General features: G+C 66.5%; 20 protein-coding genes. 14 read left to right on the forward strand and 6 right to left on the reverse strand.

Features of this window, described 5'->3' with window-relative positions; genetic code table 11:
- The first annotated feature begins 72 nt into the window (after positions 1-72).
- Entirely contained in the window at positions 73-1,296 is a 1,224-nt protein-coding gene (locus tag ACZ1I5_RS17730; RefSeq protein WP_465170563.1) for a hypothetical protein, read from the forward strand.
- A gap of 73 nt (positions 1,297-1,369) precedes the next feature.
- Complete coding sequence (locus tag ACZ1I5_RS17735; RefSeq protein WP_465170564.1) at positions 1,370-1,720, forward strand: hypothetical protein; 351 nt, start codon at positions 1,370-1,372, stop codon at positions 1,718-1,720.
- Between the two features lie 28 nt (positions 1,721-1,748).
- Here ACZ1I5_RS17735 and ACZ1I5_RS17740 read toward each other — a convergent pair whose 3' ends face one another.
- The 3 genes from ACZ1I5_RS17740 to ACZ1I5_RS17750 all read right to left on the reverse strand — a co-directional run bounded on the left by ACZ1I5_RS17740 (position 1,749) and on the right by ACZ1I5_RS17750 (position 6,855).
- Entirely contained in the window at positions 1,749-4,469 is a 2,721-nt protein-coding gene (locus ACZ1I5_RS17740; protein WP_465170565.1) for a PAS domain S-box protein, read from the reverse strand.
- Between the two features lie 7 nt (positions 4,470-4,476).
- Positions 4,477-5,961: an ATPase domain-containing protein gene (locus ACZ1I5_RS17745; protein ID WP_465170566.1), complete on the reverse strand. Its 1,485-nt coding sequence runs from the start codon at positions 5,959-5,961 to the stop codon at positions 4,477-4,479.
- A gap of 105 nt (positions 5,962-6,066) precedes the next feature.
- A complete protein-coding gene (locus tag ACZ1I5_RS17750) occupies positions 6,067-6,855 on the reverse strand; it encodes an alpha/beta hydrolase (protein WP_465170567.1) in 789 nt (262 codons plus the stop codon).
- Positions 6,856-7,099: 244 nt separating this feature from the next.
- Between ACZ1I5_RS17750 and ACZ1I5_RS17755 the strand changes: the two genes are divergently transcribed.
- Complete coding sequence (locus ACZ1I5_RS17755; protein ID WP_465170568.1) at positions 7,100-7,330, forward strand: hypothetical protein; 231 nt, start codon at positions 7,100-7,102, stop codon at positions 7,328-7,330.
- 26 nt (positions 7,331-7,356) lie between these two features.
- Here ACZ1I5_RS17755 and ACZ1I5_RS17760 read toward each other — a convergent pair whose 3' ends face one another.
- A complete protein-coding gene (locus ACZ1I5_RS17760) occupies positions 7,357-9,282 on the reverse strand; it encodes a hybrid sensor histidine kinase/response regulator (protein WP_465170569.1) in 1,926 nt (641 codons plus the stop codon).
- Between the two features lie 401 nt (positions 9,283-9,683).
- Between ACZ1I5_RS17760 and ACZ1I5_RS17765 the strand changes: the two genes are divergently transcribed.
- The 3 genes from ACZ1I5_RS17765 to ACZ1I5_RS17775 all read left to right on the forward strand — a co-directional run bounded on the left by ACZ1I5_RS17765 (position 9,684) and on the right by ACZ1I5_RS17775 (position 15,623).
- On the forward strand, positions 9,684-10,889 hold the full coding sequence (locus ACZ1I5_RS17765) for an efflux RND transporter periplasmic adaptor subunit (RefSeq protein ID WP_465170570.1): 1,206 nt from the start codon (positions 9,684-9,686) through the stop codon (positions 10,887-10,889).
- A 4-nt stretch (positions 10,890-10,893) separates the two neighbouring features.
- Positions 10,894-14,076 carry an efflux RND transporter permease subunit gene (locus tag ACZ1I5_RS17770; protein ID WP_465170571.1) on the forward strand — a complete coding sequence of 1,061 codons (3,183 nt, stop codon included), beginning with the start codon at positions 10,894-10,896 and terminating at the stop codon, positions 14,074-14,076.
- Positions 14,077-14,204: 128 nt separating this feature from the next.
- Positions 14,205-15,623 (forward strand): efflux transporter outer membrane subunit, encoded by a 1,419-nt coding sequence (locus tag ACZ1I5_RS17775; protein ID WP_465170572.1) that lies wholly within the window; start codon positions 14,205-14,207, stop codon positions 15,621-15,623.
- 46 nt (positions 15,624-15,669) lie between these two features.
- On the opposite strand, the gene ACZ1I5_RS17780 is transcribed toward ACZ1I5_RS17775, so the two are convergent.
- Positions 15,670-16,302, reverse strand: a complete 633-nt coding sequence (locus ACZ1I5_RS17780; RefSeq protein ID WP_465170573.1) for a hypothetical protein — start codon at positions 16,300-16,302, stop codon at positions 15,670-15,672.
- Positions 16,303-16,407: 105 nt separating this feature from the next.
- Here ACZ1I5_RS17780 and ACZ1I5_RS17785 point away from each other — a divergent pair, with 105 nt between their 5' ends.
- The 8 genes from ACZ1I5_RS17785 to ACZ1I5_RS17820 all read left to right on the forward strand — a co-directional run bounded on the left by ACZ1I5_RS17785 (position 16,408) and on the right by ACZ1I5_RS17820 (position 23,334).
- A complete protein-coding gene (locus ACZ1I5_RS17785; RefSeq protein ID WP_465170574.1) occupies positions 16,408-16,857 on the forward strand; it encodes a VOC family protein in 450 nt (149 codons plus the stop codon).
- A 14-nt stretch (positions 16,858-16,871) separates the two neighbouring features.
- Positions 16,872-17,186 (forward strand): ArsR/SmtB family transcription factor, encoded by a 315-nt coding sequence (locus ACZ1I5_RS17790; RefSeq protein WP_465173992.1) that lies wholly within the window; start codon positions 16,872-16,874, stop codon positions 17,184-17,186.
- A complete protein-coding gene (locus tag ACZ1I5_RS17795; RefSeq protein ID WP_465170575.1) occupies positions 17,183-17,653 on the forward strand; it encodes an SRPBCC domain-containing protein in 471 nt (156 codons plus the stop codon). Before ACZ1I5_RS17790 ends, ACZ1I5_RS17795 begins: the two co-directional genes overlap by 4 nt.
- 191 nt (positions 17,654-17,844) lie before the next feature.
- Entirely contained in the window at positions 17,845-18,264 is a 420-nt protein-coding gene (locus tag ACZ1I5_RS17800) for a hypothetical protein (protein ID WP_465170576.1), read from the forward strand.
- Positions 18,265-18,340: 76 nt separating this feature from the next.
- Positions 18,341-20,197: a RiPP maturation radical SAM C-methyltransferase gene (locus tag ACZ1I5_RS17805; protein ID WP_465170577.1), complete on the forward strand. Its 1,857-nt coding sequence runs from the start codon at positions 18,341-18,343 to the stop codon at positions 20,195-20,197.
- Positions 20,175-21,284: a TOMM precursor leader peptide-binding protein gene (locus ACZ1I5_RS17810; RefSeq protein ID WP_465170578.1), complete on the forward strand. Its 1,110-nt coding sequence runs from the start codon at positions 20,175-20,177 to the stop codon at positions 21,282-21,284. The genes ACZ1I5_RS17805 and ACZ1I5_RS17810 overlap by 23 nt, the downstream gene beginning before the upstream one ends.
- The gene (locus ACZ1I5_RS17815) at positions 21,281-22,579 is read left to right on the forward strand and encodes a YcaO-like family protein (protein ID WP_465170579.1); all 1,299 of its coding nucleotides are present in this window, start codon (positions 21,281-21,283) and stop codon (positions 22,577-22,579) included. Before ACZ1I5_RS17810 ends, ACZ1I5_RS17815 begins: the two co-directional genes overlap by 4 nt.
- On the forward strand, positions 22,579-23,334 hold the full coding sequence (locus ACZ1I5_RS17820; RefSeq protein WP_465170580.1) for a SagB/ThcOx family dehydrogenase: 756 nt from the start codon (positions 22,579-22,581) through the stop codon (positions 23,332-23,334). Before ACZ1I5_RS17815 ends, ACZ1I5_RS17820 begins: the two co-directional genes overlap by 1 nt.
- 3 nt (positions 23,335-23,337) lie before the next feature.
- Here the strand turns inward: ACZ1I5_RS17820 and ACZ1I5_RS17825 are convergent, their stop codons facing one another.
- Positions 23,338-26,922 carry an ABC transporter permease/M1 family aminopeptidase gene (locus ACZ1I5_RS17825; RefSeq protein WP_465170581.1) on the reverse strand — a complete coding sequence of 1,195 codons (3,585 nt, stop codon included), beginning with the start codon at positions 26,920-26,922 and terminating at the stop codon, positions 23,338-23,340.
- Positions 26,923-26,927: the final 5 nt, after the last annotated feature.

Here is a 26,927-nt window from a genome sequence, read left to right on the forward strand (position 1 = left end):
CCCAAAAAGTGCATTCATGCGGCCGTGCAGGGCACGGCGGATAACAGCCGGCTCCACCGAGGAGAGGTTGATATGAAGCAGGTCGCGCTACGATCCGTTCTTTGCCTTGCCATGATCGGCGCCGCGCCGGCCGCTGCCGTCGCGCAGAAGGCGCCCGCGCCCGCGGCGCCCAAGCTCTCCAAGGAAGCGCGACCGGTGCTGGCGGACGCCCAGGCAGCGATCAAGAAGGGCGATTTCGCCACCGCGTCCGCCAAGCTCGCCCAGGCCGACGGCCTTGCCCAGAGCAATGACGACCGCTTCATGATCGGATCGCTCCGGCTCGATCTCGGCAAGGCGCAGAACGACGTCGCCGTCCAGGCGCAGGGGATCGAGGCAGTGCTGGCGAGCGGATTCCTGCCAGCCGCCAATGTCGTGCCATTCAACCTCGCGGCAGGCCAGATCGCCTATAACAACCAGGACATGGCCAAGGCGGACAAATATCTGACCGCCGCCATCGCCGCGGGCGCCAGCGACGCGAATGTCTATGCGCTGCTGATGGAAACGAAGATCGCGCAGAAGAAGCCGGACGAGGCCGTCACGGTGCTGGAGCGGGCGGTCGAAGCGAAACCCGGCGGCGTGCCCGTGCCCGACGAATGGTATTCCCGCGCGTTCGGCATCGCCTATCAGGCGAAACAGGGATCAGCCGTCGAGCGGGCCGGCCGGGCGCGGGTCGTCGCCTATCCCAGCGCGACGCATTGGCGCGATGCGCTGATCGGCTATCGCGACACCAACGACATCGACACCCAATATGTCATCGACCTGATGCGCCTGCTGCGCGCGGCAAAGGCAATGAAGGGACAGGGCGATTATCTGTCCTATGTCGAGAACACCTATCAGAAGCTGCCCGGCGAGGCGTCGGCGGTGCTGGCGGAGGGCGTGGCGAGCGGCGATATCGTGATGGCGACCAACATGACCGCGCGCGAGTTCAACGATGTGGTCAAGACCAAGATCGCGAGCGACCGGGCGAGCCTGCCCGCCGGCGCCGCGCAGGCCAAGGGACCGAACGGCACCGGGACGATCGCGCTGGCCATGGCCGACGCCTATTTCGGCTACGCCGATTATGCCCCCGCGATCGAGCTGTACAAGGTCGCGCTGGCCAAGGGTGGGGTCGATGCCGATGTCGTCAACACCAGGCTGGGCGCGGCATTGGCGCTGAGCGGCCAGGGCGACGCGGCCAAACAGGCGTTCGCCGCCATCAAGGGGCCGCGCGCGGCGCTGGGAAGATACTGGACGGTGTGGATCGACCAGCCGAAGTGACCCGCGCGACCGGGGGAAACCGGAGCGGGCGCGACGCGTTGATGGGCATTCACTGACGCAAGAAGGCCTTGTCATGACGCACCAACGCCCGCTTCCCGACGCAGCCGTGCCGCCCTATCCGCTGCACCCCGAGCCCCATGACGAGACGCAGGAGCCCGCCTTCTTCACCATGGGCAGCGAGCACCGGGAGGATGACGATAAGGCGCAGTATATTTTCGGAGAGCGTTTTTCACTGTCCGACGCGCTGTCGACCAATACCATCGCGATCGGGGCCGCGATCGGGCTTGGCGTCGCGGCGATCGCCGGCGCGCTGCTCTATGGCCGCCGGAAAGTGGAGACGCCCCCTGCCCGCCGAGCGCGACGCCAGCCGGCCCGCACCACCAAGCCGCGCGCGGGCGCGACGACGAAGCGCGCCAAAGCCTGACCCCGGACGGGCTTCGTCCATTCGAGCCTTATCCGGCCGCTGAGGGTACCGGATCGAGCGCGGCGTCCACGTCTGCGCCGGCCGGTGCCTCGATGATCGATCGTACCCGGGCCGCGAGCGCTTCGATCGCGAAGGGCTTGGTGATGATCGCGGTGCCCGGCTGGTGAAAGCCGGGCGCAAGCGCTGCATTTTCCGCATAGCCCGTCATGTACAGAACCTTGAGGCCCGGCCGAAGCTCCCGCCCGGCATCGGCGATCTGCCGGCCGTTGAGGCCGGGCAGGCCAATATCGGTGATCAGCAGATCGATGCGGTCGCGCGAGCGGAGCTTTTCGAGTCCCTCCGGGCCATCGCCAGCCTCGATCGCCTGATAGCCGAGCTCGGTCAGGACCTCGACGATCAGGCCGCGCACCACCGGTTCGTCCTCCACCACCAGCACCGTTTCGGCGGCGCCCGTCGGTTCGGCCGGGGCGGAACGGGCTACCGGCTCGTCGACCGTGACGGCGCCCTCGTAGCGCGGCAGGCAGATGCTGAAGGTGGTGCCGGCGCCGGGCTCGCTCTCGATCGAGGCATGGCCTTCGGACTGGCGGGCGAAACCATAGATCATCGACAGGCCGAGCCCGGTGCCCTGGCCAAGCGGCTTGGTCGTGAAAAAGGGCTCAAAGGCACGCGCGATAGTATCGGCGTCCATGCCGCTGCCGGTGTCGGTCACCCGAATGCAGACATATTCGCCGGCGTTCAGCTCGCCATGACGCTCGGCGAACGCCTCGTCGAAATCGGCGTTGGAGGTCTCGATCGTCAACCGGCCGCCATCGGGCATCGCGTCACGCGCGTTGATGACGAGATTGAGGATCGCGTTCTCGAGCTGGTTGTGATCGCACAGGATCGGCCACAGATCGTCCGCCAGGATGAAATCGAGATCGATCTGCTCGCCGAGCGTGCGGCGCATCAGATCCTCCATCGACTCGATCAGCGGGTTGGCGGCGACCGGGCGTGGATCGAGCGGCTGGCGGCGCGAAAAGGCGAGCAGCCGGTGCGTCAGCGCGGCCGCGCGGTTCGCCGCATTGGTGGCGCCGCCGATGAAACGATCGACCCCGTCGAGTCGCCCGGCATCGAGCCGGCGCTGGACGATCTCCAGGCTGCCGGTGATACCCTGCAGCAGGTTGTTGAAATCATGTGCGATGCCGCCGGTGAGCTGGCCGACGGCTTCCATCTTCTGCGACTGGCGGAGCGCCGCCTCGGTTTCGGCCAGCGCGTCGGCCGCTTCGCGTTCCGCGGTTACGTCCCGGCCGAAGCTGTAGAGCGTGCCGCCATCGGCCACCGTGATCCAGGCGATGCGGTGTCGGCCACCATCCTTGTGCATATAGATTCGCTCGACCTCGAGCATCGGCACGCCAGCGGAGAATTCCTCCAGCGCCCCCCTGCTCTTCGGCAGATCCTCGGGCGCGACGAAATCCGTCACCATGCGGCCGATCGTCTCTTTCTCGGTCCAGCCGAGCACCTTGGTCCAGGACGGATTCACCGCATGGACTTCGCCGGAGGTGGACACGACCAGCTTGATCACCGGCGAGAGGTTCCAGATCCGCTCCCGGTCTCGCGCGAGACTGCGTTCCTCGGTGATGTCGCGGCCGACTGCGTGGATCCGCCCGGCATCGGGCACAGCGGTCCAGTCCAGCAGGCGATAGCCGCCCGTCTTCCGGGCATAGCGATTCTCGAAGGCCAGCGTGGGAGCGCCGGCCGACAGCGTCTCGATCTGCTTCGCCGTGGTGGCGACGTCGTCGGCATGGAGGAAATCGACGATGCTCCGGCCGACCATCTCGTCCTGGCTCCAGCCGAGCAGCCGCGTAGCGGACGGATTCACCGCGGTAATGACGCCATGGAAATCGCATACCAGCATGAGGTCCTGCGACAGCATCCACAGCCGGTCGCGGTCGCGTTGGCTTTCAACCTCGGACAGTTTTTGTTCGTGAATGTCGGTATTGGTGCCAATCCAGCGCAGGATCGTGTCGTCCTCCGCGCGGATCGGCAGCGCGCGGACGAGGTGCCAGCGATATTCGCCATCGGCACGACGGATTCTGAACTCGGTCTCGTAGTCGGTGCCGGCGGCGATGGAGGAGGCCCATAGGGCGGCGGCATCGGGCAGGTCGTCGTGATGGACCGTGCGTGTCCAGCCAGCGCCGATCAGGTCGGCCGGGGCGAGACCGGTATAATCGAGCGTCCGCTGATTGAACCAGTCAAGCCCGCCACCGGGCGGCGACGTCCAGACATGGTTGGCCATGGCTTCGGCGAAGGTGCGGAACTGCGCTTCACGGGCATTGATCTCCGCCAGCCGCGCCCGCGCCTCATATTGGCGCAGCCGCGCGCGGACTGCCGATTTGGCCAGGCTGATCAGCGTGGTGGGATGGAATGGCCGTTCCAGGAACGTGACGTTGCCCAATGTTTCGAGCAGCCGCACCGCCGCCGGATTTCGCTCGAGCCCGCCGCCCCGCTGAGTGAGCAGGATGAAGGGAAAATCCGACCACTCTTCCTGCATCCGCAGGAAAGCGTCGAGCGGATGGAGATCCGCCCCGCGCAATGCCTCTTCGGTGACGAGCGCGAAACCGGCGCCCACCTGCAGTTCCGCCACCAGGCCCGGAAGGTCTGCCGCAGTGACCGCCTCCATCCCGGCCTCGCGTAGCATGGTCGCAGCGATCGTCGCGTCCCGTCCATGCGGGGCGAGAACGATCGCGCGCTGGGCCGATATGCCGGTCACACAGGTCTCATTCGTCGGCGAACCCGTCGTGTGGCGTGGAACCGATCAGCGACGGTACTCCGCGCAACACGCCCTGAAACTCCGTCAATGGCTTGCCGAGCGTGATGCCCTCGCTGCCGATCCGGAATTCGCGGATCGTGTCCTCATGCGCGCCGGTGCGTTTCTTCACGATCGAGATCGCGCGGCGCACGCGCCCGGCGGCTTCGAAATAACGCAGCAGAATGACGGTATCCGCCAGATAGGTCACGTCGACCGGCGCCCTCATGTCGCCGACCAGGCCGTGCTGCGCCACGGTCAGGAAGGTCGTCGCACCCTGGCGGTTCAGATATTGCAGCAGCTCGTGCATGTGCAGGATCAGCGCCTGCTCCTCCGGCATCGCCGCCTGGTATCCGTTGACGCTGTCGATCACGACGGTACGCGCCTTGTGCGTCTCGACGCAGTTCCGCACGCGCTGGGAGAATTCCCCCGGGGTCAGTTCGGCCGCATCGACCTGTTCCAGCGTCAGCGACCCGCTTTCGACCATCGCGTCGAGATCGATTCCCAGGGCCCGGGCGCGGGAGGTGAGCAGGCCCATTTCCTCGTCGAAGATGAACATCGCGGCATGCTCGCCCCGCGCGACCGCGTCCGCGACGAAAGTCAGGGTCAGCAACGATTTGCCGGTACCGGCCGGGCCGATGATGAGGGTGCTAGATCCGCGTTCGAAGCCGCCGCCCAACAACGCGTTCAACGCCGCCTGCCTGGTCGCCACGAGATCGCGGCTGAACCTGTTCTTGTGCTCGGCCGAGACGAGCCGCGGAAAGACCCGCACGCCGCCGGTATCGATCACGAAATCATGATAGCCGCCGCGGAAAGCTTGGCCCCGATATTTCACCACGCGCAGGCGGCGCCGCTCTGCGCCGTAATTGGGCGACAATTCCTCCAGGCGGATCACGCCGTGCGCGACGCTGTGCACGGTCTTGTCGAGCATTTCGGTCGTCAGGTCGTCGAGCATCAGGATGGTCGTGCCGCGGCGCGAGAAATAATGCTTCAGCGCGAGGATCTGGCGACGATAGCGCAGCGAGCTCTGGGCGAGCAAGCGGATCTCCGACAGACTGTCCAGCACGACCCGGTCGGGCCTGGTGCGTTCGAACGCCTCGAAGATGCGCTTGGTCGTCTCGCCCAGCTCGAGATCGGAGGAATAGAGCAGGCTCTGCTGCTGATCCTCGTCGAGCAGACTTTCGGGCGGTACCAGTTCGAACACCTCGATCTTGTCGTCTAACACCCAGCCATGGGAGCCCGCGCTTTCGCGCAGCTCCTCCTCGGTCTCGGAAAGGGTGATATAGAGACAGCGTTCCCCGGCCGCGGCACCGGCCATCAGGAACTGACACGCGATCGTGGTCTTGCCCGTGCCGGGACTGCCTTCGAGCAAATAGAGGCGGCCCCGGGTAAGGCCGCCCGCGGTGATGTCATCCAGTCCGGCAACGCCGGTCGCCGCCTTTTTTTCAAGAGTCATGTCGGCTCCATTGTTCGCCGCGCCGGACCAGCACGCAAGCGAGATAATGTCGCGGTCTAGACGCAGCCGGTGCGCGGCGCCTTAACATCGAGGCATGTCGGTAGATCAGGCCGGAAGTCCCGGGATGTCCATGCCGGTGAATACCGGCCGGGAAGCAGGCGGCACGATCGCCTCGTCCGGACAGCAGCGCGCGATCGCGTCGAGCACCGCTACCAGCGCGCCGTCGTCGGACGGATAGGCCAGGTGCGCGCACCCGGCCTCGATTCGGTGGTCGGCCTCCCCGGCGGCACCGCGCGCGGCGAAGACGGGGATGACGCCGTCGCAGCGCGACCAGATCGCGGCGGTGGGGACCGGCGGCTTTTCCGACAGGGTACATTGGATCGGCGGCGCGCTGACGCGGTGGCCGGCGATCCATTCATAGACCCGCGCGAGCATCGTCGTACTGAGATCGCCGGAAAAGGGGCTGCCAAGGGTGATGACGGCGCGCACGCGGTGCGGTGCGACCTTGGCATATTCGCGCGCGATGAGCCCGCCAAAGCTCCAGCCGAGCAGGATCACCGGACGATCGTCGCGACGCTGCAACTGGTCGAGCCGCGCGTCCAGGCGTTCGAACAGATCGGCCGAGGCGCCCATGTTGCGCCCCAGGCCCCAGCGATAGGCGCGGTACCCGGCATAGCGCAGCGCCATGCGCATCGGCCGCATCGCCGCATCGGTCGCGAACAGGCCAGGGAGCAGCAGGATGCGCGGCCCGCCCCGGTTGGCGAGGCGGCGCCGCAACGTCTTGCCGGCGGGAACCAGGCTCCGGGCGAGGAACCAGCATTCACGAATGGCATGGACGGCGGTATCGGGGAGGGACTTGCGATCGACGAGGCAGTCGTATTCGGTTGCGGTCATCAGGGTCGAACGATTCTTCGCGCCGGAAGTTTCAAGCCCGGCGAGGGACGGGTTTGCCGCATTTTCGTCTCCCGGCGATACCATTCCGACGCCTTTGGCTTTCTATATCGCTCATGACCCTATTAAGGGGCATCGGCGATCGCGGTGTGACGGGGATTCAACCCCTGCGGACCGCATACGCTCGATTCCCGGAGGGAACCGGCGGAATGCAGCATCGTTGCACCGCCAGATAATGGGGAACGGTATGACCGATCAGACCGACGACCAGCCCAAACAGGCGGTCGCGGCACAGGACAGCGAGGCAGTGCCGGTGTTGATCACCTTCGCGCTGCTTTTCCTGCTGTCCGCCGCAGTGTGGTTCCTGCTGGACCGGATCCGGGCCGACGAGGTGCAAACCGAGCTGACCCGCACCGCGGCCCATGGTCCGGCTGCATCGGGCAGCCGAGTCGCGAACAAGGTCGCCGCCGCCAAATAACGAAAGCCGGCGCGCGTCCTTGCCTGTCATGATTCGACCGTCGTCTCGCGTTGGAGCATCAGGTCCCGTATCGCATCGGCAAGCTGTTCCTCGCGGAATGGCTTGGTCAGCCTGGCGCCGATCGCCTCTCCGCCGGCGGGAATTTCCGCATAGCCCGAGACGATCAGAACCGGCATCGAGGCAGGGAGCGCGGCGACGAGGTCCGCGCCCGTCATTTCCGGCATGGCGTAATCGGTCACGACCAGGTCGACCGTCTCCCGCGCCGCAATCGCCAGCGCCTCCCGCGCCGACGCGGCCCGCAGCACCCGGTGACCCATTTCCTCCAGCATCGCCGCCGTGTTGGTCAGGACGAGCGCATCGTCATCCACCGCCAGCACCACCAGCGGCTCCATCGCCATATGAGGCGCCGCCGCCTGGTCGCGCTGATCGGCATCCGCCACCGCCGTCGCGAGCGGCAGCCACAGTTCCGCCTTGGTGCCCTTGCCCGGGCGGCTCTTCAGGATCAGCCGGCCGCCGCATTGTTCGGCGAAGCCATGCACCATCGACAGGCCCAGGCCGGTGCCCTTGCCGACACCCTTGGTGGTGAAGAACGGCTCCATCGCATGCGCGAGCGTCACCTTGTCCATGCCCTGGCCGCGATCGACCACCGACAGGCGGACATAATCGCCGGGTTGCAGCCCCGCACCGCGCCCGATCCGCTTCTGCTTGCCCTCGATCGTCACTCTGCCGCCGTCTGGCATGGCGTCGCGCGCGTTCACCACCAGGTTCATCACCGCCAGCTCGAGCTGGGACGGATCGGCACGGGCGGGCGCCAGGCGGAGCGGGAATTCGGTGTCGATGCTGATTCCCGCACCGATCGTCCGCTGGAGCAGCTCGGCCATGCCGCGCACCAGATTCCCGACATCGACCGTTTCGAGCTTCAGTTCCTGCCGGCGCGCGAAGGAGAGCATGCGCTGCGTGAGGGTCGCCCCCCGTTCTGCCGCACTCATCGCATTGTCGAGAAAGCGGCCGATATCCGCTCCCTCGGGGATGCGGCGCCGGGCCAGATCGAGGCTGCCGATGATCACGGCGAGCAGATTGTTGAAATCATGCGCGACGCCGCCGGTCAGCTTGCCGATCGCATCCATCTTCTGCGACTGGAAGAATGCCTCCTGCGCCAGGTCCAGCGCCTGCTGCGCTTCGCGGCGCTCGGTCAGGTCACGCGTGATCTTGGCGAAGCCCACCAGCCGGCCCTTCGGGTCGCGCACCGGATCGATCACGACCGACGCCCAGAAATGCGTGCCGTCCTTGCGCACGCGCCAGCCGGCCGCCTCGAACCTGCCCTCGCGCGCCGCGGTGTCGAGCGCGGTTTCGGGCAGCCCTGCGGCGCGGTCCTCCTCGGTATAGAAACGCGAGAAATGATGGCCGAGGATTTCCTCCTCGGTATAGCCCTTGAAGCGTTGCGCGCCGGCATTCCAGCTGGTTACCAGGCCAGTCGGATCGAGCATGTAGATCGCATAATCGGTCACGCTCTGGACGAGCAGGCGGAATCGCTCCTCGCTGTGCCGCAGCGCCTCCTCGGCCTTCCGCCGCTCGCTCAGGTCACGCGTCACCTTGGCGAAGCCGATAAAGGTGCCGTCCGTATCGCGGATCGGATCGATCACCACATTGGCCCAGAAACGCGTCCCGTCCTTGCGTATGCGCCACCCCTCCGCTTCGAACCGTCCCTCGTTCAGGGCGGTTGCGAGCGCCCGCGCCGGCAAGCCGGCGGCACGGTCCTCCTCGGTATAGAAGCGCGAGAAATGATGGCCGAGGATTTCCTCCTCGGTATAGCCCTTGAAGCGTTGCGCGCCGGCATTCCAGCTGGTCACGACCCCGCTCGGGTCGAGCATGTAGATCGCGTAGTCGGTAACGCTCTGCACGAGCAGCTCGAACCTGCTCGTCGGCTGCGCCTCGCCCTCCCCGCTTACCATCGTTCCAGCCCCCTCCGGCCGATGCCCAAGAAAAGGAGAACCAGCCGCCGGCAGGATTGTTCCTGCGGCATCCCGCAACACGGTTGCCTGCGGTTGCCAAGGGCCGCCTGTTGCATCGTCCTGCTGAAGCGCGCGATATGGCCGAGCGAGCCGCCCGATGGACACACTGGTCGCGATTTTCCGGTCGACGAGAATTGTTGGGAAAAGAAGCGGAAAGAAAGTTACACTTCCTCCGCAATATGTTAGCGCTAATATGGGGTCGAAATCGGCTGGATCGGCCTTGCAAACCGCTCGCAACGTTCGCACTTGCACCACGACTATGTGCCGGGCGCGAGACCCAGGATCATTGCGGGGATGCTCGGAAAAAGAAGAAGCTGGCCGACAAGGGGATGAGCCAACCGATGCCGACTGTTTTCCGCTGGCCTTCGGCCTCCTTCATTTCCGCTGCGGCGCTCGCCTTGTCTGCCTGTTCGGGCAGCGGCAAGCCGCCCGCGCCGCCGCCGCCCCAGGTCACCGTTGCCGTGCCGCTGCAGCGCGACGTGGTCGACTGGGACGAATATGTCGGCCGGTTCGAGGCGATCCAGGATGTCGAGCTTCGCCCCCGCGTGTCGGGCACGATCGACCAGGTACTGTTCGTCAACGGGCAGCGCGTCCGCTCCGGCCAGCCGCTCTTCACGATCGACCCGCGTCCCTATGCCGCCGCGCTCGCCCAGGCCCAGGCGCAGTCGGCCAAGGCGAACGCCGCGCTGATCAACGCCCGGTCCGAGCTTGCCCGCGCCGACAAGTTGCTCGCCGCGCAGGCGATCAGCAAGGAAGAATATGAGACCAAGCAGGCCAATGTGCGCAGCGCCGCGGCCGATCTCGCGGCGGGGCAGGCCAATGTCAGCAATGCGCGGCTGAACCTCGGCTTCACCACCGTCCGGTCGCCGATCACCGGCCTGGTATCCGACCGGCGCGTATCCAAGGGCAATTTCGCGACCGAGGGCACGACGGTGCTGACCCGCGTCGTTTCGACCGATCCGATCTGGTTCTCCTTCGAGGGCGCGGAAAGCTTTTACCTCAAATATATCCGCCAGGCGCGCACGGGCGAACGCGGGTCCTCCCGCAACACGCCCAATCCGGTCCAGGTCCAGCTCGCTGACGAAAGCGGCTATCGCTGGCGCGGGCGGATGGAGTTCGTCGACAATGCGATCGACACCAATTCGGGCACGATCCGCGCGCATGCCGTGATCGCCAATCCCGATGGCTTCCTGACGCCCGGCATGTTCGGCCGGGCGCGCCTGCTCGGTTCGGGCACCTACAGGGCGATGCTCGTCCCCGACGAGGCGATCATCACCGACCAGACCCGCAAGCTGGTTTATGTCGTCGGCAAGGACGGCAAGGCATCGCCGCGACCGGTCGAGACCGGGCCGCAGGTCGAGGGCCTGCGCGTCATCAAGACTGGCCTGGCGCCGACCGACGAGGTGGTGATCGAGGGCATCACCACCCTGCAGCCCGGCGCCGCGGTGAAGGCGAAGAAGATCGTGATGAAGCCGCAGGCGGCTGACACGGGGCCCACATCGCAACCGGACACGGCCCCGCCGCCGTCCGAAGCCACGGCGAACTGATCCCGTGAAATTCCCCCATTTCTTCATCGAGCGGCCGATCTTCGCGGCCGTCATGTCGATCCTGATCGTCGTGTTCGGGCTGGTCGCCTATCCCGGCCTGCCCGTCGCGCAATATCCGGAGATCGCGCCGCCGACCGTGGTGGTCACCGCCAATTATCCCGGCGCGACCGCCGAGACCCTGGCCGAAACCGTGGCCGCGCCGCTCGAGGAATCGATCAACGGCGTCGAGAACATGCTCTACATGTCCTCGTCCGCCACCGGCGACGGATCGCTGCAGATCACGGTGACGTTCAAGCAGGGCGTCAATGTCGACCAGGCGCAGGTGCTGGTGCAGAACCGCGTCTCCACCGCCGAGCCGCGCCTGCCGGCCGAGGTCCGCCAGGTCGGCGTGACCGTGCTGAAGAACTCGCCCGACATCCTGATGGTGATCGCGCTGACCTCGCCCAACGGCTCGCTGCCGCAGCAATATGTCTCCAACTATGCGACGACGCAGATCATCGACCGCATGGCGCGCATCCCCGGCGTCGGCGGCGTGCGGGCGTTCGGCGGGCGCGATTACAATATGCGCGTCTGGGTCGACCCTGATCGCGCCGCGTCGCGCAACCTGACCGTCGACGAGATCGTCGCCGCGATCCGGGCGCAGAACGCGCAGGTCGCGGTCGGATCGGTCGGCGCGCCGCCGTTCAACCAGGGCGGCACCGCGTTCCAGCTCGGCATCCAGGCCACCGGCCGACTCACCACCCCGGAACAGTTCGGCGAGATCATCGTCAAGCGCGACGACCAGGGGCGGCTGACCCGCCTGCGCGACGTCGCGCGGGTGCAGATCGGCGCGCAGGATTACGGCATCAACGCCTTCCTCTCGGGCAAGCCGATGATCGGCATCGCCATCACTCAGTTGCCGGGATCGAACGCGCTGACCACGGCGGCGGCCGTGCGCGCCGACATCGCCGAGGCAGCGAAGAGCTTCCCGCAGGGGATGGCGTACAGCATTCCCTATAACCCGACCGAATATATCCAGGCGTCGATCGAGGCGGTGTATCACACGCTGATCGAGGCGATCATCCTGGTCGCGCTTGTCGTGCTGCTGTTCCTGCAGAGCTGGCGCGCGACGATCATCCCGCTGATCGCGGTGCCGGTGTCGCTGGTCGGATCGCTGGCGATGCTTGCCGTGTTCGGCTTCAGCCTCAACAATCTGTCGCTGTTCGGCATGGTGCTCGCCGTCGGTATCGTCGTCGACGACGCGATCGTGGTCGTGGAGAATATCGAGCGCCTGATGCACGAAAAGGGGCTAACACCCCGCGAAGCAGCGCATGAGACGATGGACGAAGTGTCCGGCGCGCTGATCGCGATCGCGCTGGTGCTGTGCGGCGTGTTCATCCCGACCAGCTTCATCCCCGGCATTTCCGGCCAGTTCTACCAGCAGTTCGCACTTACCATCGTGTCGGCCGCAGTGATCTCGGCGTTCGTGTCGCTGACCCTGTCGCCGGCGCTGGCTGCGATCATCCTGAAGCCGAAGCATGAGGGCGAACCGCGCCCGGGTGTGCTCGGCCTGCCGAGCCGGTTCGCGCGCGGCTTCAATCACGGCTTCGAACGCGTCGGCACGCGCTTCGGCAAGTTCACAGCGCGTGCGGTGCGGGCGCTCGCGCTGGTCGGTATCGTTTATGTCTGCCTGATCGGACTGGCCGGGTGGCGCTTCACCGCGACGCCGACCGGGTTCATCCCGGCGCAGGACCAGGGTTATCTGATCGCCGTCATCCAGCTGCCGCCGGGCGCTTCGTTGCAACGGACGACCGAGATCATGACTCAGGCGGGCAAGATCGCGCTGGCCAACAAGGCGAGCGAGGCCACCGTCGCCTTTGCCGGCCTCGACGGCGCGACCTTCTCGACCGCGCCCAATGCGGGCGCGATGTTCATCCCGCTGAAGCCGCATGCCGACCGCGCGAATGCCGATGTGATCGCCAACGAGCTGCGCGGCGCGTTCAGCGGTATCAACGGCGGCAATATCCTGGTCGTGCCGCCGCCACCCGTGCGCGGAATCGGCACCGGCGGCGGCTGGAAGATGCTGATCGAGGACCGCAGCAACATGGGTTACAAGGCGCTGGAAGGCGCCGCGTTTGCGATGATGATGAAGGCGAACCAGACGCCGGGCATCACCAGCGCCTTCACCACCTTCAACACGCGCACGCCGCGCCTGTTCGCCGATGTGGATCGCGAGCGGGCCGAGCAGCTGGGCGTGCCGGTGGAGAATGTCTTTTCGACGCTCGGCACCTATCTCGGTTCGACCTATATCAACGACTTCAACTTCCTCGGCCGTACCTATCGGGTGACCGCCCAGGCCGATGCGCCGTACCGCGACCAGGTATCGGATGTCGGGCATCTGCGCACCCGCTCCGCCAGCGGGCAGATGGTGCCGCTCGATGCGGTAATGACCCTGAAGAACGACAGCGGCCCGTACCGTGTGGTGCGCTACAACCTCTACCCTTCGGCCGAATTCCAGGGCGATACCGTGCGCGGCTTCTCCTCGGGCCAGTCGCTGAAGACCATGGCGAAGCTGGCGGAGGAGACCCTGCCCAAGGGCATGCGCTTCGAATGGACCGAGCTGGCGTTCCAGCAGCAACAGGCGGGCAATACCGCCGGCCTGGTGTTCGGGCTGGCCGTGCTGTTCGTGTTCCTGCTGCTCGCGGCGAATTACGAAAGCCTGGTGCTGCCGCTCGCCGTCATCCTGATCGTGCCGATGTGCCTGCTCGCCGCGATCCTTGGCGTGAACCTGATGGGCGGGGACAACAACATCCTCACCCAGATCGGCCTGGTCGTGCTGATCGGCCTGGCGGCGAAGAACGCGATCCTGATCGTCGAATTCGCCCGCCAGAACGAGGAAGCGGGCATGGAGATGCATGAAGCCGCCGAACATGCCGCCGAGCAGCGCCTGCGCCCGATCGTGATGACTTCGATCGCATTCATCCTTGGCGTGCTGCCGCTGGTGATCGGCTCCGGCCCGGGCGCCGAGATGCGCCAGGCGCTCGGCGTCGCGGTGTTCTTCGGGATGATCGGCGTGACCACCTTCGGCCTGCTGTTCACACCGAGCTTCTATGTCATCAGCCGCAAGCTGGGTGACTGGGTGTCGAGCAAGATCCCGCACAAAAAGGCCGAGCCGCCGCATGCCGAGCCTGCGGGAGAGCCGGCATGATGCGTTCTTATTCCGCTTCATTCCCCTTCCCCGGCGAAGGCCGGGGTCCAGTTGGGCGAACCTCAGCGATTGATCGAGAAGCTATCCCAACTGGACCCAGGCCTTCGCCGGGGAAGGCATTAGGGGTGGTGGCCAGCGTCCTCGCCCTGTCCGCCTGCACCGTCGGCCCCGACTATAAGCACCCCGCCACGCCAAGCAGTTCGGCCGCCGGATTCGCCGAGACCATCCGCAGCAACAGCGTCGCCGCGACGCCGCTGCCCGATCACTGGTGGCAGCTCTATAATGATCCGGTGGTCGACCGGCTCGTCACCGACGCGCTGGCGCACAATACCGATATCCGCACCGCCGCGGCGAACCTCGCGCGCGCGCGGGCAGTGCTGTCCGAGCAGCGCGGCGCGCGGTTGCCGAGCACCGATCTCAGTGCCCAGGCGACGCGCAGCCGCACCGCGGCGACGCAGAGCCCGACCGGCAAGGCGTTCGAGACCGACTTCTACTCGCTTGGTTTCGACTCCTCTTATGAGATCGACCTGTTTGGCGGCGTGACGCGCGCGATCGAGGCGGCACGAGGCGACACCGATGCCGCCGCCGCGCAGCTCGACGCAGCCCGGGTCTCGGTCGCGGCGGAGACGACACGCGCCTATGCCCAGGCCTGCTCGAATGCTGCACAACGCTCGGTCGCACTCGAGACGGTGAAGCTGCAGCAGCAGACGCTCGATCTGACCAATACGTTGTTCGAAGCCGGGCGCGGCACCCGCCGCGACGTACAACGCGCCGATGTGCTGCTCGCCAGCACCCAGGCGCAGATCCCGACCTTCGAGGCCGAACGCCGCGCCGCGCTCTACGCACTGGCGGCGCTGACCGGCCATACGCCTGAAGCGATCGATGCCGATGCCGACAAATGCACCGCCCCGCCCCGCGTGACCGTGACGGTGCCGGTCGGTGACGGCGCGGCGCTGCTCGCCCGTCGCCCCGACGTTCGCGCGGCCGAACGCACCTTGGCGGCCGACACGGCGCGCGTCGGCGTGGCGACGGCCGATCTCTATCCCTCGATCCGTCTGCTTGGCGCGGTCGGGTTCGGCGCGCAGAAGCCCGGCGACATCTTCAAGCCGGCCGGTTTCTCCTGGTCGCTCGGGCCGCTGATCTCGTGGAGCTTCCCCAACATGACCGCGACGCGCGCGCGTGTCCGCCAGGCCGAGGCGGGCGCCGACGCATCGCTCGCCCGCTTCGACGGAACGGTGCTGACCGCGCTGAAGGAAGTCGAACAGGCACTGGCCCGCTATGCGGGGGCATTGGACCGGAATGCGGCGCTTGCCCGCGCCGCCCAGGCAAGCACCGAGGCGGCGCGGCTTTCCCGGATGCGCTTCGACTACGGCGCCGACAGCTTCCTGCTACTGATCCAGGCCGAGCGCGACCGCGCCGATGCGCGCGCCGCGCTGGCCCAATCCGACGCGGCGGTGGCGGATGCGCAGATCAGCCTGTTCAAGGCGCTGGGCGGCGGCTGGCAGGACGCGCCGGTGCCCGTGCGGCGCGATCCGACGACGCCTTAGGGCGGGCGGCATCGGCGATTTCGTCTGCGAGTGGTTGGGAAGATAGTTACTCCACTTTCCTGAACCGGATCGTGCGACCGAAGCGGTCGAACACCAGGTCGCCCTTGTCGATCGTCAGTGCGGTTTCGCGGAAATCGGCCTTGCCGATGTCGTTCGGCTCGAAGCGGAAGCTCAGCCAATAGCCTTGGGTCGGATCGATCGGCACCATATCGCCCGCCAGATCGAACATCGGCAGGAACAGCCGTACGCTGACTGGCGGGTCGGCCGCGTCGAGCGGCAGCGACAGGCCCTCCTCGGTGAACTGCCCGCCTTTGGTGGTGCCTTTCGCCGAGGTGACGACCGCATCGAAATAGTGCGGCGACACGCCCTTGGGCGTCTCGAGCGACAGGCGCAATGTGCCGGCCGGCGCGGGTTTCTGCCCGGTGGAGACGAAGCGCGGCGGCGTGACTGGGTCGCTGGTCAGCAGCACGCGGCCGTCCTTCACCACCCAGCTCCCCTGCCCCGCCTCGTCGAGCGCGCCATAGACCAGGCCGTATTCGAAGCGGCCATCGGCGGTCAGGCTGAGCTGGGCGCCCATCTCGGTCTGGTGGCCGTCATAGACACCCACCAAGGCCGCGCGGTCCTGCGCCGGGGCCGGTACCGCGATGGCCATCGCCAATGTGGCGAGCATGATCCGCATGAGACATCTCCCTGGCACGATCATAGGCGGCGCGCGCGAATTTGACGTGCGTGAATATATTTGCCTATAACGTTAAATATTTCTCGACTCGTGAAGGATGATCTCATGACTCAAGCCTCGCTTGCCTCCGCCATCTTCTACCGCGATCCGCTGGCGGCCTTCACCTGGCTCGAAAAGGCGTTCGGGTTCGAGCCCGCGATGCTGATCACCGATCCCGACAACAAGATGGTCCATGCCCAGCTGAGCTTCGGCAATGGCTATATCATGATCGGCAATGAATGGGCCGACTATACCGCCAGTCCGGCGAGCATCGGCGGCAAGAACAGCCAGGGCCTGCATGTGAACCTGGACAGCGACATCGACGCGCATTGCGCGCACGCGGTGGAGGCCGGCGCGGAGATCGTGGAGCAACCAACCGACCAATTCTATGGCGACCGCACCTATCGCGCCCGCGACCCCGAAGGGCATGTCTGGACCTTCGCGCAGAACAAGCGGCCCTTCTCGGTCGAGGAGTCGGAGAAGGCGACCGGCCTCAAGATCGAGATGTTCTCCTGAGCGCGGCCACCGCGATCGATCGCACGCTTGCCGCGCTCGCCGACCCGACAAGGCGGCGCGTGGTCGAGCTGCTGCGCGACCGGCCGCACCGTGCCGGGGAACTGGCCGAGAGTGTCGGCGTCAGCCCCGCCGCGCTCAGCCGGCATTTGCGCACCCTGAAGGCGGGTGGGCTGATCGAGGAAGTGCATCCGGACTATGACGCGCGCGTGCGTATCTATGCGCTGAAGGCGGGATCGATGGCGGGGCTCAAATCCTGGGTGGACGAGACCGAACAGCTCTGGGCGGATCAGCTCGCCGCGCTCAAGGCGCATGTCGAGGCGCGGCCGTGAGTTCGCGCATCCTGGTCGCGCTGCGCATCGCGGCCACGCCGGACCGCGTGTTCGAGGCGTTCACGCGCGAGATCCATCTCTGGTGGCGGCCTAATCAGCTGTTCGCCTTCACTCGCGCCGGCCCGGGAACGCTGGCGATCGAACCGATGGAGGGCGGGCGCTTCACCGAGACCCAGGCGGACGGCGCGGTATTCGAGATCGGGCGGGTGACGACCTGGGAGCCCGGCGTTCGGCTCGGCCTGACCTGGCGCCAGGCGAGCTTCACCAAGGATCAGTCGACCCGGGTCGATGTACGGTTCGAGGCGATCGGCGCGGAGACGCGGGTCACCGTCGAGCACCTCGGCTGGGACAGTGTCCCGGCGCCGCATGCGGCGCGGCATGGGATGGTCGGCATGACCTTCCTGCAACGTCATGGCCAGTGGTGGCAGAAGCTGCTCGCCGCGCTCAAGGCCGACGCCGAAGGCTAATCAGCCAGCGATTGGACAGAAGCGACAAGATAGGTTGGAATCTTGCTATAGTTTCCAATCGCTTTTCTGCGCTTTCTGTTGAAGACATTCCCGAAACTGATACTATAGCCGCAATCCAGCAAAAACGACTCGCGCCAAATAACTTGGCGCTGTTGTGTCGTCGTGTCTACTGAACACTGATGGAGGCAGCCATGGCTGAAACAAGCGACGAGAAGACTCTCGAGATGCGCCTTGCGGCGCTCGAAGACAAGTTGAGCGGCCTGCACGTCTCGGAGGAAGAGATGCGTGCCTATCACAAGGTCGCATCCCTGATACACGGTGGCGTGGCGCCTAGCGCCGAGGGAGGCGCGACCGCGCTCACGCCGGTGCCGCAACCACAACCGTGCGTGACGAGCTGTGTCGTGCAGCAATGCATCGTCCATCCCTGCGTGGTCCAGCAATGCACCATCCGCGCGTGCACCGTGGTTCAGCAATGCACCATCCGGGCCTGTACCGTCGTCCAGCAATGCACCATTCGCGCGTGCACGATCGAACAGTGCATCAACGAATGCGGCGGCGGCCTGCCGGGCGGGCCGATCAGCGGCGGCGGCTTCGGCACGCTGGGCGGTTGAGCCCGGTGTCTGCTCCAGACGGCAGTCGCGGGGCAGGGTCTGAACAAACGGTGAGCGGTTAGCGGGAGTACGGCGCGTGGATGTCGTCTTTCCCATCATGCCGTTCGCCGATGTGGGGCGGCCCTCAATGGGAGTCAGCTTGCTGATACCCGAGGTCCGCCGCGCGGGCCATTCAGCCGAGGCGATCTATTTCAACCTCGATCTTGCGGGGTTGATGGGCATTGGCGACTATCAGCGCGTCGCCTCCGAATTCCCGCCCAACATGCTGCTCGGCGAATGGGTGTTCGCGGACGACCTGTTCGGCGACGACATCCCCGCGCCGGCCGATTATTTCGACGATATCTTCGGGCCGATGGCGGGCGGCGACCCCGCCTTCATCGCCGCGCTGATGCGGGTGCGCACGCAAGTCGCAGGCTTCCTCGAAGATTGCGTCGCCAAGATCATGGCGCGCGACCCGCGTATCGTCGGTTTCTCGACGGTATTCCACCAGACCTGCGCCTGCCTGGCGGTGGCGCGCCGGCTGAAGGCGCTGCCCGCGCCGCCGGTGATCGTGTTCGGCGGGGCGAATTGCGAAGGCGAGATGGGGCTGCAGCTGATCAGCAGTTTTCCGTGGATCGACTATGTCTGTTCGGGCGAAGCCGATCTGAGCTTTCCCGCCTTGCTCGATCGCCTGCTGGGCGGTGCCGATCCGCAGCCGATCGGCGGCGTGCTGCAACAGGGCCAGGTGACGCTGCCGGCGCGGTCGCCCGCCGTCACCAATCTCGACGCCCTGCCCTATCCCGACTTCGAGGATTATTTCGGCAATCTCGCGACCTCGGCGCTGGCCGGGCTGTTCAAGGGCCATCTCGTCTTCGAATCCTCGCGCGGCTGCTGGTGGGGCGCGAAGCATCACTGCACCTTTTGCGGGTTGAACGGCGACACCATGGTGTTCCGGTCCAAGAAGCCCGACCGGGTGTTCGAGGAGATCGATTATCTGCTCACCCATTATGAGTCGGAGAATATCGGCTGCGTCGATAACATCCTCGACCTGCGCTACATCGACACGCTGTTTGCGCGCCTGGCCGCGTCGCCGCACGACCTGAAGCTGTTCTACGAAGTGAAGGCCAATCTGCGGCTCGAGCAGCTGGTCAAGCTGCGTGCGGGCGGGGTGAATCAGATCCAGCCGGGGATCGAAAGCTTCTCCGACGCGGTGCTGACCCTGATGAGCAAGGGCTGCACCGGATTCCAGAACATCCAGCTGATGCGCTGGTGCCGCGAGGTCGGCATCGAGGTGTCGTGGAATATCCTGGGCGGCTTCCCGGGCGAGGACCCGGCCGAATATGAGCGGATGGCCGCGCTGATCCCGCGGCTCACGCATCTCGATCCGCCCTGTTCCTGCGGCATGGTGCGGCTCGACCGGTTCAGCCCGTTTCACGGCGAGCCCGATCGGTTCGGCTTCACCAATTTGCGCCCGGCCCAGGCCTATTTCTACGTCTTCCCGCTCGGCCGGCGCGACCTGTCGAAACTCGCCTATTTCTTCGATTTCGATTACCCGGACCGGCGCGATCCGCAGACCTATCTGGCGCCGGTGCAGCGCGAGACGCGGCGATGGATCGACGGTCGCGCCGCCGCCGAGCCGCCGCGGCTCGACGCGCATTTCGCCGGTGATCGCCTGACCATCTTCGACAGCCGGTCAGCGGCCGTGGCGGCGCGCCACGACTTTGCCGGGCTTGCGGCGCTTGTCTATGCACGGTGCGACCGGGCCGCGACCGTGGCGCATCTCGCCCGGGACCTGGGCATCGACGAAGCGGGGATCGAGGCGATCGTCGCCGACTTCGACGCGCGGCGGCTGGTCGCGCGCGATGGCGACCGGGTGCTGAGCCTTGCCGTATTCCGGGATCGCCCGGCGGCCGACCTGCAGGAGGTCCGGGTTGCAGAAACCGCTGCTGCCTAGCTGCTTCCTCACCTGGACCGAGCCGCCCGACCCATCGGGCGCTGAGCAGCTCCGCTTCGTGTCGTGGCGCCGGTCGCTGACCATGAAGGGGCGATCCTTTCGCGAGTTCGAGCGCATCGTCTTCCCCCTGCTCGACGGCACCCGCAGTGTGGACGAGATCTGCGATTCCGCCGCTTCCGCCTTTCCGCGCGACGAACTGGAGGCAGCGATCGAGATGCTGGCGGGACAGGGGTTGTTGATCGACGGTGCGGCGGCGGCCGAGGAGCCGCCGGCGCGGCTGGCGACTCAGCTCGGCTATCTCGACGAGACGGCGCCTGACGGGCGCGGCGCGCAGGCGCGGCTGACCGCAGCGAAGGTTGTGATATTCGGCATGGGCGGTGCCGGCGCAAGCGTCGCGCGGCTGCTCGCCACCGCTGGCGTGGGGCAAATCCTGTGTATCGATCCCGCTATGGCGGACGCGACATCACCCTATTTTTCGGGGCTGTTCGCTGAGGACGACAATGGCCGCAACCGTGCCGAGCTGGTGGCGGAGCGCCTGGCCGCTACGATGCCTGACCCGATGATCGCATGGGCGGGCGACCGCCCCGAAGACAGCGAGGCGATCGCCGCGCTGGTCGCAGGCAGCGATCTCGTCATCTCCTGCCTCGAGTCCGGCGAACTCAATCTCGCGCTGAAGCTCAATCGGGCGTGTCGCGGCGCCGGGGTCGCCTGGCTGACGGGATCGCTCGAAGGCAGCGAGGTCGTTGCCGGGCCGGGGTTCGACGCCTCGCCCGATGGCCCCTGCTATATGTGCTACCGGATGCGCGAGGTGGCGACGGCGGCCGATCCGCAGACGCGCTTCGCGCTGGAGCGGCGGCTCGACCGGCTGCGCCGCGATCTCGGCGCGAGGCGCGAGAATCTGGCCTGGGGCGCCGAGATCCTGGCCGGGATGCTGGTGGCCGAGGCCGTCAATATCCTGACCGGCATCGCCGAGCCCGCGCTCAACGGCCGGCTGATCGTGACCAGCCTGCTCACCTTGCGGCAGGAGAAGCATGTCGTGCTGAAAAAGCCCGGCTGCCCGGTCTGCGATACGGGCGCGGCGGCATGAACCCCGGTGCGGAACGGACGATGGAGCTGCTGGTCAGCAGCAGGACCGGCATCATCACCGAGGTCGCGCATCAGCAGCGCGGGGCCGAGGAGCCGGTGCCGCCGCATCTGTTCACCGCAATGCTGTCGCATTTCGATTTCCGCGCCGCGCCGGCGGCGGAACGGCTGAGCGGCGGCAAGGGCGCGACCGAGACTCAGGCAAAGCTCTCGGCGATCGGCGAGGCGGTGGAACGCTATAGCGCCTATCACTGGGACGCGGCGCGCGTGTGGACCGGCCCGGCCGAGCCGGATGCGATCACGCCGGCCGACTGCGTGCTCTATTCGGAAGCACAATATGAGGCGGACGCGCGTTATGCTCGCTGGTCGCCCGAGGTGCCGATATCCTGGATCCGGGGCGTGGAATTGCCTGCGGGCACGCAGGTCGCGCTGCCGGCGGGGCTGGTCTATCTCGTCACGCCGATGCCGCTGGCGGCCGACCATGTCACCGCGACGACCTCCAACGGGCTTGCCGCAGGGGCCGATCTGACCCGGGCGATCCTGAGCGGTTTTTACGAGGTGATCGAGCGGGATGCGCTGCTGATCGGCTGGATGAACCAGCTGCCGGCAACGCGGATCGCGATACCGCAGAACGGGTGCCACGCGGCCTCGATCGCGCGGCATTACCGGCTGCACGGGGTCGAGCTGCGGCTCTATCGCCTGGCGACCGACCAGGTGCCCTATGTGATGCTCGCCGTGCTCGACGACCTGGCCGGCACCGGCCCGGCACGGGTGATCGGCATGGGCTGCGATGTCGATCCGGTCGCGGCGCTGGACAAGGCCGTGTTCGAGGCCTGCCAGGCGCGTCCGAGCGAAGCGGCGCGCTCCGGGCAGTCCGACCATGCCGAGCGGCTCAGAAGCTATGAGGATGTGCGCGGGCTGGACGATCATCCCGCCTTCCATGCGCTCCGCCGCAACCTGGGCGAGTTCGACTTTCTCGACCTGGGCGACAGCGTGGCGCTGGACGATCTCCCCCGGCCAGAGACCGCCGATCCCGCGGCGGCGCTCGATCTGGTCGTCGACGGGCTGGTCCGGGCGGGCGCTCGGGTCGCCTATGTCGACATCACCGGGGCCGACATCGTCGCGACCGGCATCCGCGTCGTCCGTTGCATCGCCACGGGTTTCCAGCCGATCCATTTCGGCCATGGCGAGGCCCGGCTGGGCGGCACGCGACTGTTCGACGCGCCGGTCGCCTGGGGCCTGCGCGACGCGGCGCGCACCGAGGCGACGCTCAACCCCTGCCCCCATCCCCTGGCCTGATGGCTGCGATGCTGCCGGTCGACGATCCCATGCAGCTTTCCCGGCTGTTCCACCTCAATTCCGAGCCCTGGCTGAACGAACAGGCCTATCGCGGAGCCCCCTTCGCGCAGGAATTCAAGGATCATCTGGAGGCGGCGCGTATCCCGTTGCCGCCGCCTGTCCCGGGTAGCGTCGTGGCGCTGGCGGCGGCGCGCTATTCGGTGCGCGCGTTCGAGCCCCGGGCGATGAGCGGGCAGATGCTCTCCGATCTGCTGCACGCGGCCTATGGCATCGTCGACCGGGCCGCACTTGAGGGCGGCCATGCCTTTCTCCGGCGGGGCGTTCCTTCGGCGGGGGGCCTTTATCCGCTCGAGCTGTATCTGCTGCTCCGCGAGGTGGAGGGACTGGCCGACGGCATCTATCATTTCGATGCGCGCGGGCCTGCGCTCGAACTGGTGCGTGCCGGCGACTGGCAGGCTGAGGCAGCGACGATCTTCTACACCTGGCCGTTCATTATCGACGCCAATATCGTCGTCTGCATCGGCGCCGTGTTTCCGCGGTCGCAGAAGAAATATGGGCCGCGGGGCTATCGCTACATTCTGCTCGAGGCCGGCCATGTCGCGCAGAATCTCTGCCTCGCCGCGGTCGAACTGGGGCTGGCGACGCTTTGCATGGGCGGCTTTCGCGACGGCGCGCTCAACCGGCTGATCGGGCTCGATCCGCACCGGGAGGGCGTGGTCTATGCCGTGGCGGCCGGTTTCGCGAAGACGCCCTGACCCTCACTCCGTCGTCGCGATGACATTGTCGTCGGAGTTGCGATCGATCCGGACGTTATAGGGATCCGCACCCGCAAAGGCCGGCTTCTTCGCCGTGACCAGCTTGATCGTCTGGGTGCCCGTTTTCAGCGGCAGGCGCTGGAGCAGCAGCACGTCCTTCTTCGCAAAGGCGCCGCGGCCCGGCATCGCGGTGAACAGGCCGAACTCCGCCGTCTCGGCCATCTTCGCTTCGGTCTCCTTGCCCTTGCCGTCGGCATAGAGCTTGTGCGCCTCGACCGTCAGGGTCGTCTCGAACCGGCCGTCGGGCAGCTTCTTGACGACCGCAGCCCTGGTCTTGATGTCGTAGAGCGAGATGCGTTCGAACAGATCGGTAATCAGCGCCTGCTCCTCGGGGCTCGCCCCTTTGCGGAACTCGGCGATCAGGTCGAGCGAGCGCGGGAACGGCGCGCCCTTGAAGCGAAAGCGTTCGAGATAGCGTTTCAGCGCGGCATTGACCCGCGCCTCGCCCAGCGCGTCCTTCAGCCGGTACATGACCAGCGAGCCCTTGCGGTAATGGATATATTGCTGGTTCTCGACCCGGTAGAGCGGCAGCTCCTCGATCACTTCGCCGCCGCGGCTGCGCAGATAGCGATCGAGTTCGAATTTCAGGAAACGGCGGATCTGGTCGCGGCCGTACAGCTTCTCCATCACCATCAGCGCCGAATATTGTGCCAGCGTCTCGGTCAGCATGGTCGAGCCCTGCATGTCCGCGCCGATCGCCTGATGCGCCCAATATTGATGCGCCAGCTCATGCGCGGTCACATAGGTGACGTAATCGATCTTCTCCGGATCGGAGAGATCGGCGATGAAGCCGATGCCTTCCGAATAGGGCATCGTGCCCGCGAATGCCTGAGCGAACTGCGCGTAATCCGGGAACTCGATGATGCGCGCCTGACGGAACTGATAGGGGCCGAAATTGGGCTGATAATAATCGAGCCCGTGCGCGAAAGCGGCGAGCATGCGATCGACATTGGCGCCGTGGCGCGCGTCATAATAGACGACGAGATCGACGCCATCATGCATCCGGTGCTTCTCGACGTACCGCGCCGACTGGACCGAATAGAAATTCTGGATCGGCGCATCGACGACGAAGCGCGCCGTGCGCCGCCCATTGGCTGTCGTGTCGCTGACCTTGTAGCCCGGCGCGATCGGGGTCTGGCCGGCATCGGTGGTGACGGTGATGTCGGTCTTTATCCAGTCCGTGCGGAGCTGGTTGAAGCGCGTCGCGGTCATGTCCTCCAGCTTCGCGGGGCGAAGCTCCGGCGGCAGGCCGTATTTGCGGCGCTTGACTCGGTCCTGCAGCATGCCGCTCTGGTCGATGCCGATCGACGGCACGAATTCGAAATTGTTGACGAAGGTGCCGTTCTGCACGACGCGCGTGTCGCTGCCGCTGTTGCGGAAGCCGTGCTGAGTGCGTTCGGTGCGGAAGGTCAGGCTGGTCGTGCCGCCCGGCGCGAGCGGGGCCGCGAGACGATAGATGCGGTACTGGAATTTCGGATAGTCGCGGACGAGCGTCGCCCCCGGAATGACGAACGACCCGATCCGCGTCACCTGATCGCCCATGCGCACATGCACGTCGCGGATCGGGCCGGACGTCCTGTTGACGAGGGTGAGCACGCCCCTAGCGGTGAGGCCCGGTTCCTGCGGACGCAGATCGACCGCGACGCGCGCGGCCGTCACCGAAAGCTGGGGCAGCTTCCGATAGGGCAGCAGTGCCTTTTCATAATCGGCCATGAAGGCTTCGTCGGCGACCTGGGTGGTATAGTGATTCCACACATGGGTGTTGATGAAGATATACACCCCGCTGGCAACGAACAGCGCGAGCGCCGCGGCACCGACCAGCCCGGCCGGACCAGCGAGACGGCGCGGCAAACGCTTCAGCCGTGGCCGCAGCCGCGTCTCCGTACCGCGGCGCCACAGGGCATGGGCAAGCACCAGCAGCATCACCGCAAAGGCCGACCAGTAGAGCCGGAGCCACCAGGCGCCGATCCAGAACTTGCCCATGCCGTTCATGTCGGACAGCGGCACGGGCGGAAACTGGCCGTAATTGTACAGCGCGTCGCCAAAGCCGAGATTGCGCAGCGTGACGCGCACGATGATGAAATAGAACACCATCACGCCCCAGCCGATATATTTGTTCGGGCTGAGCGCCTGGATGAACACGGCGAGCACGGCGATCAGGGTGAAGTTGATCGTGTCGGGCAGCACGTACCAGAGCAGATATTTGCCGAGCTCGAACTCGCCATAGCCGTGAAGCAGCTGCGCCACCACGCCGGCGACGACGCTGACCAGGAGGATCGAGCACATCACCAGGATGACCGCGAGCACCTTGGGCACGACATAGGCCCAGTCCGGGATCGGCGAGGCATCAATGATCTCGTGGATCTTGCGGTCGCGATCGCGCCAGACCAGCTCGCCGGCATAATAGACCGCGATGATCAGCGGGATGATGCCGAACGATCCCTGCAGCAGCCCGATCACCACCCGGGTGACCGGCAGCACGGGCGTGCCGAACAGCTCCCCGAAATCGACCATCGCCCCGGCGGCGTTGAACAGGCCGAGCGCCATCAGCACGAAAAAGGCCGGGCTCTTGAACACCTGGCCGAGCTCGAGCCGGGTACGCGCGCGGAGCTGGGCCAGCGCGGTCGCGCGCCCGAAGCCGGGCACGGGCAGCGGACCGATCGGGCCGGACGGTGCCGGCGCGTCGACCTGGAGCTGCAGCTTGAGCGCGCGGCGGCTCGCCTTCGAGGCCTTGGTGCCGAAGCGGAAGGTCGCGGTCGCCAGCGCCAGCGCGCCGAGCCCGATCGCGACGATGACCGCGCGGTTCCACAGGAGCATGCCGTCGAGCGGCGGCACCAGCGTGTTGCGGTCCGCCGCCGTCCAATATTTGGTCGCATAGGAGAAGGCGCCGATGCCGAACGGCTCGCCATAAGCGCCCGCCAGTTCATAGGCCGGGTTGCGATCGAGCACGACGCTGGCGATGGTCCACAGGATCAGGAAGGCGATGACGCCGAGATAGGTCGCCATCATCGACCGGGTCGCGGTCGCCAGCGCGAAGAACAGGGCGGAGGTCAGCAGCAGGTTCGGCAGGCCGATCCACAGGAACGGCATGGCATAATAGGAGAAGACGTTCGGGCCGAGCACTTCGCTGTCGACCCAGGGCATGAAGGTGCCGACCCAGATGCCGGCCAGCACCGCGAGGAAACCGATCGCGGCGGCGACATAGGCCCCGGTATAGCGGCCGAGCAGATAGGCGGTGCGGGTGATCCGCGTCGCCCGCACGATCGGGCCGAAGCCGGTCTCGTCGTCGCGCACCACCACATTGGCGACGAATGCGGTCGAGACGAACATGTAGAAGAGCGACATGATGATCACGACCTGCGCGATCGCGAAGGGCGCGTTCTTGTGGACGTTGCCGCCCGACCCGATCTGGATCTGGTCGATCGTCGTCGCGCCGAACGAGAGCAGGAAGAAGACGACCACCGCGACCCAGAAGACCGGGTTGCGCATCTGGTAGCGAAGCTCGAAGCCGAAGACGCCGCCGAACATGCCGG

This window comes from Sphingomonas sp. BL-S-30, assembly GCF_055521475.1.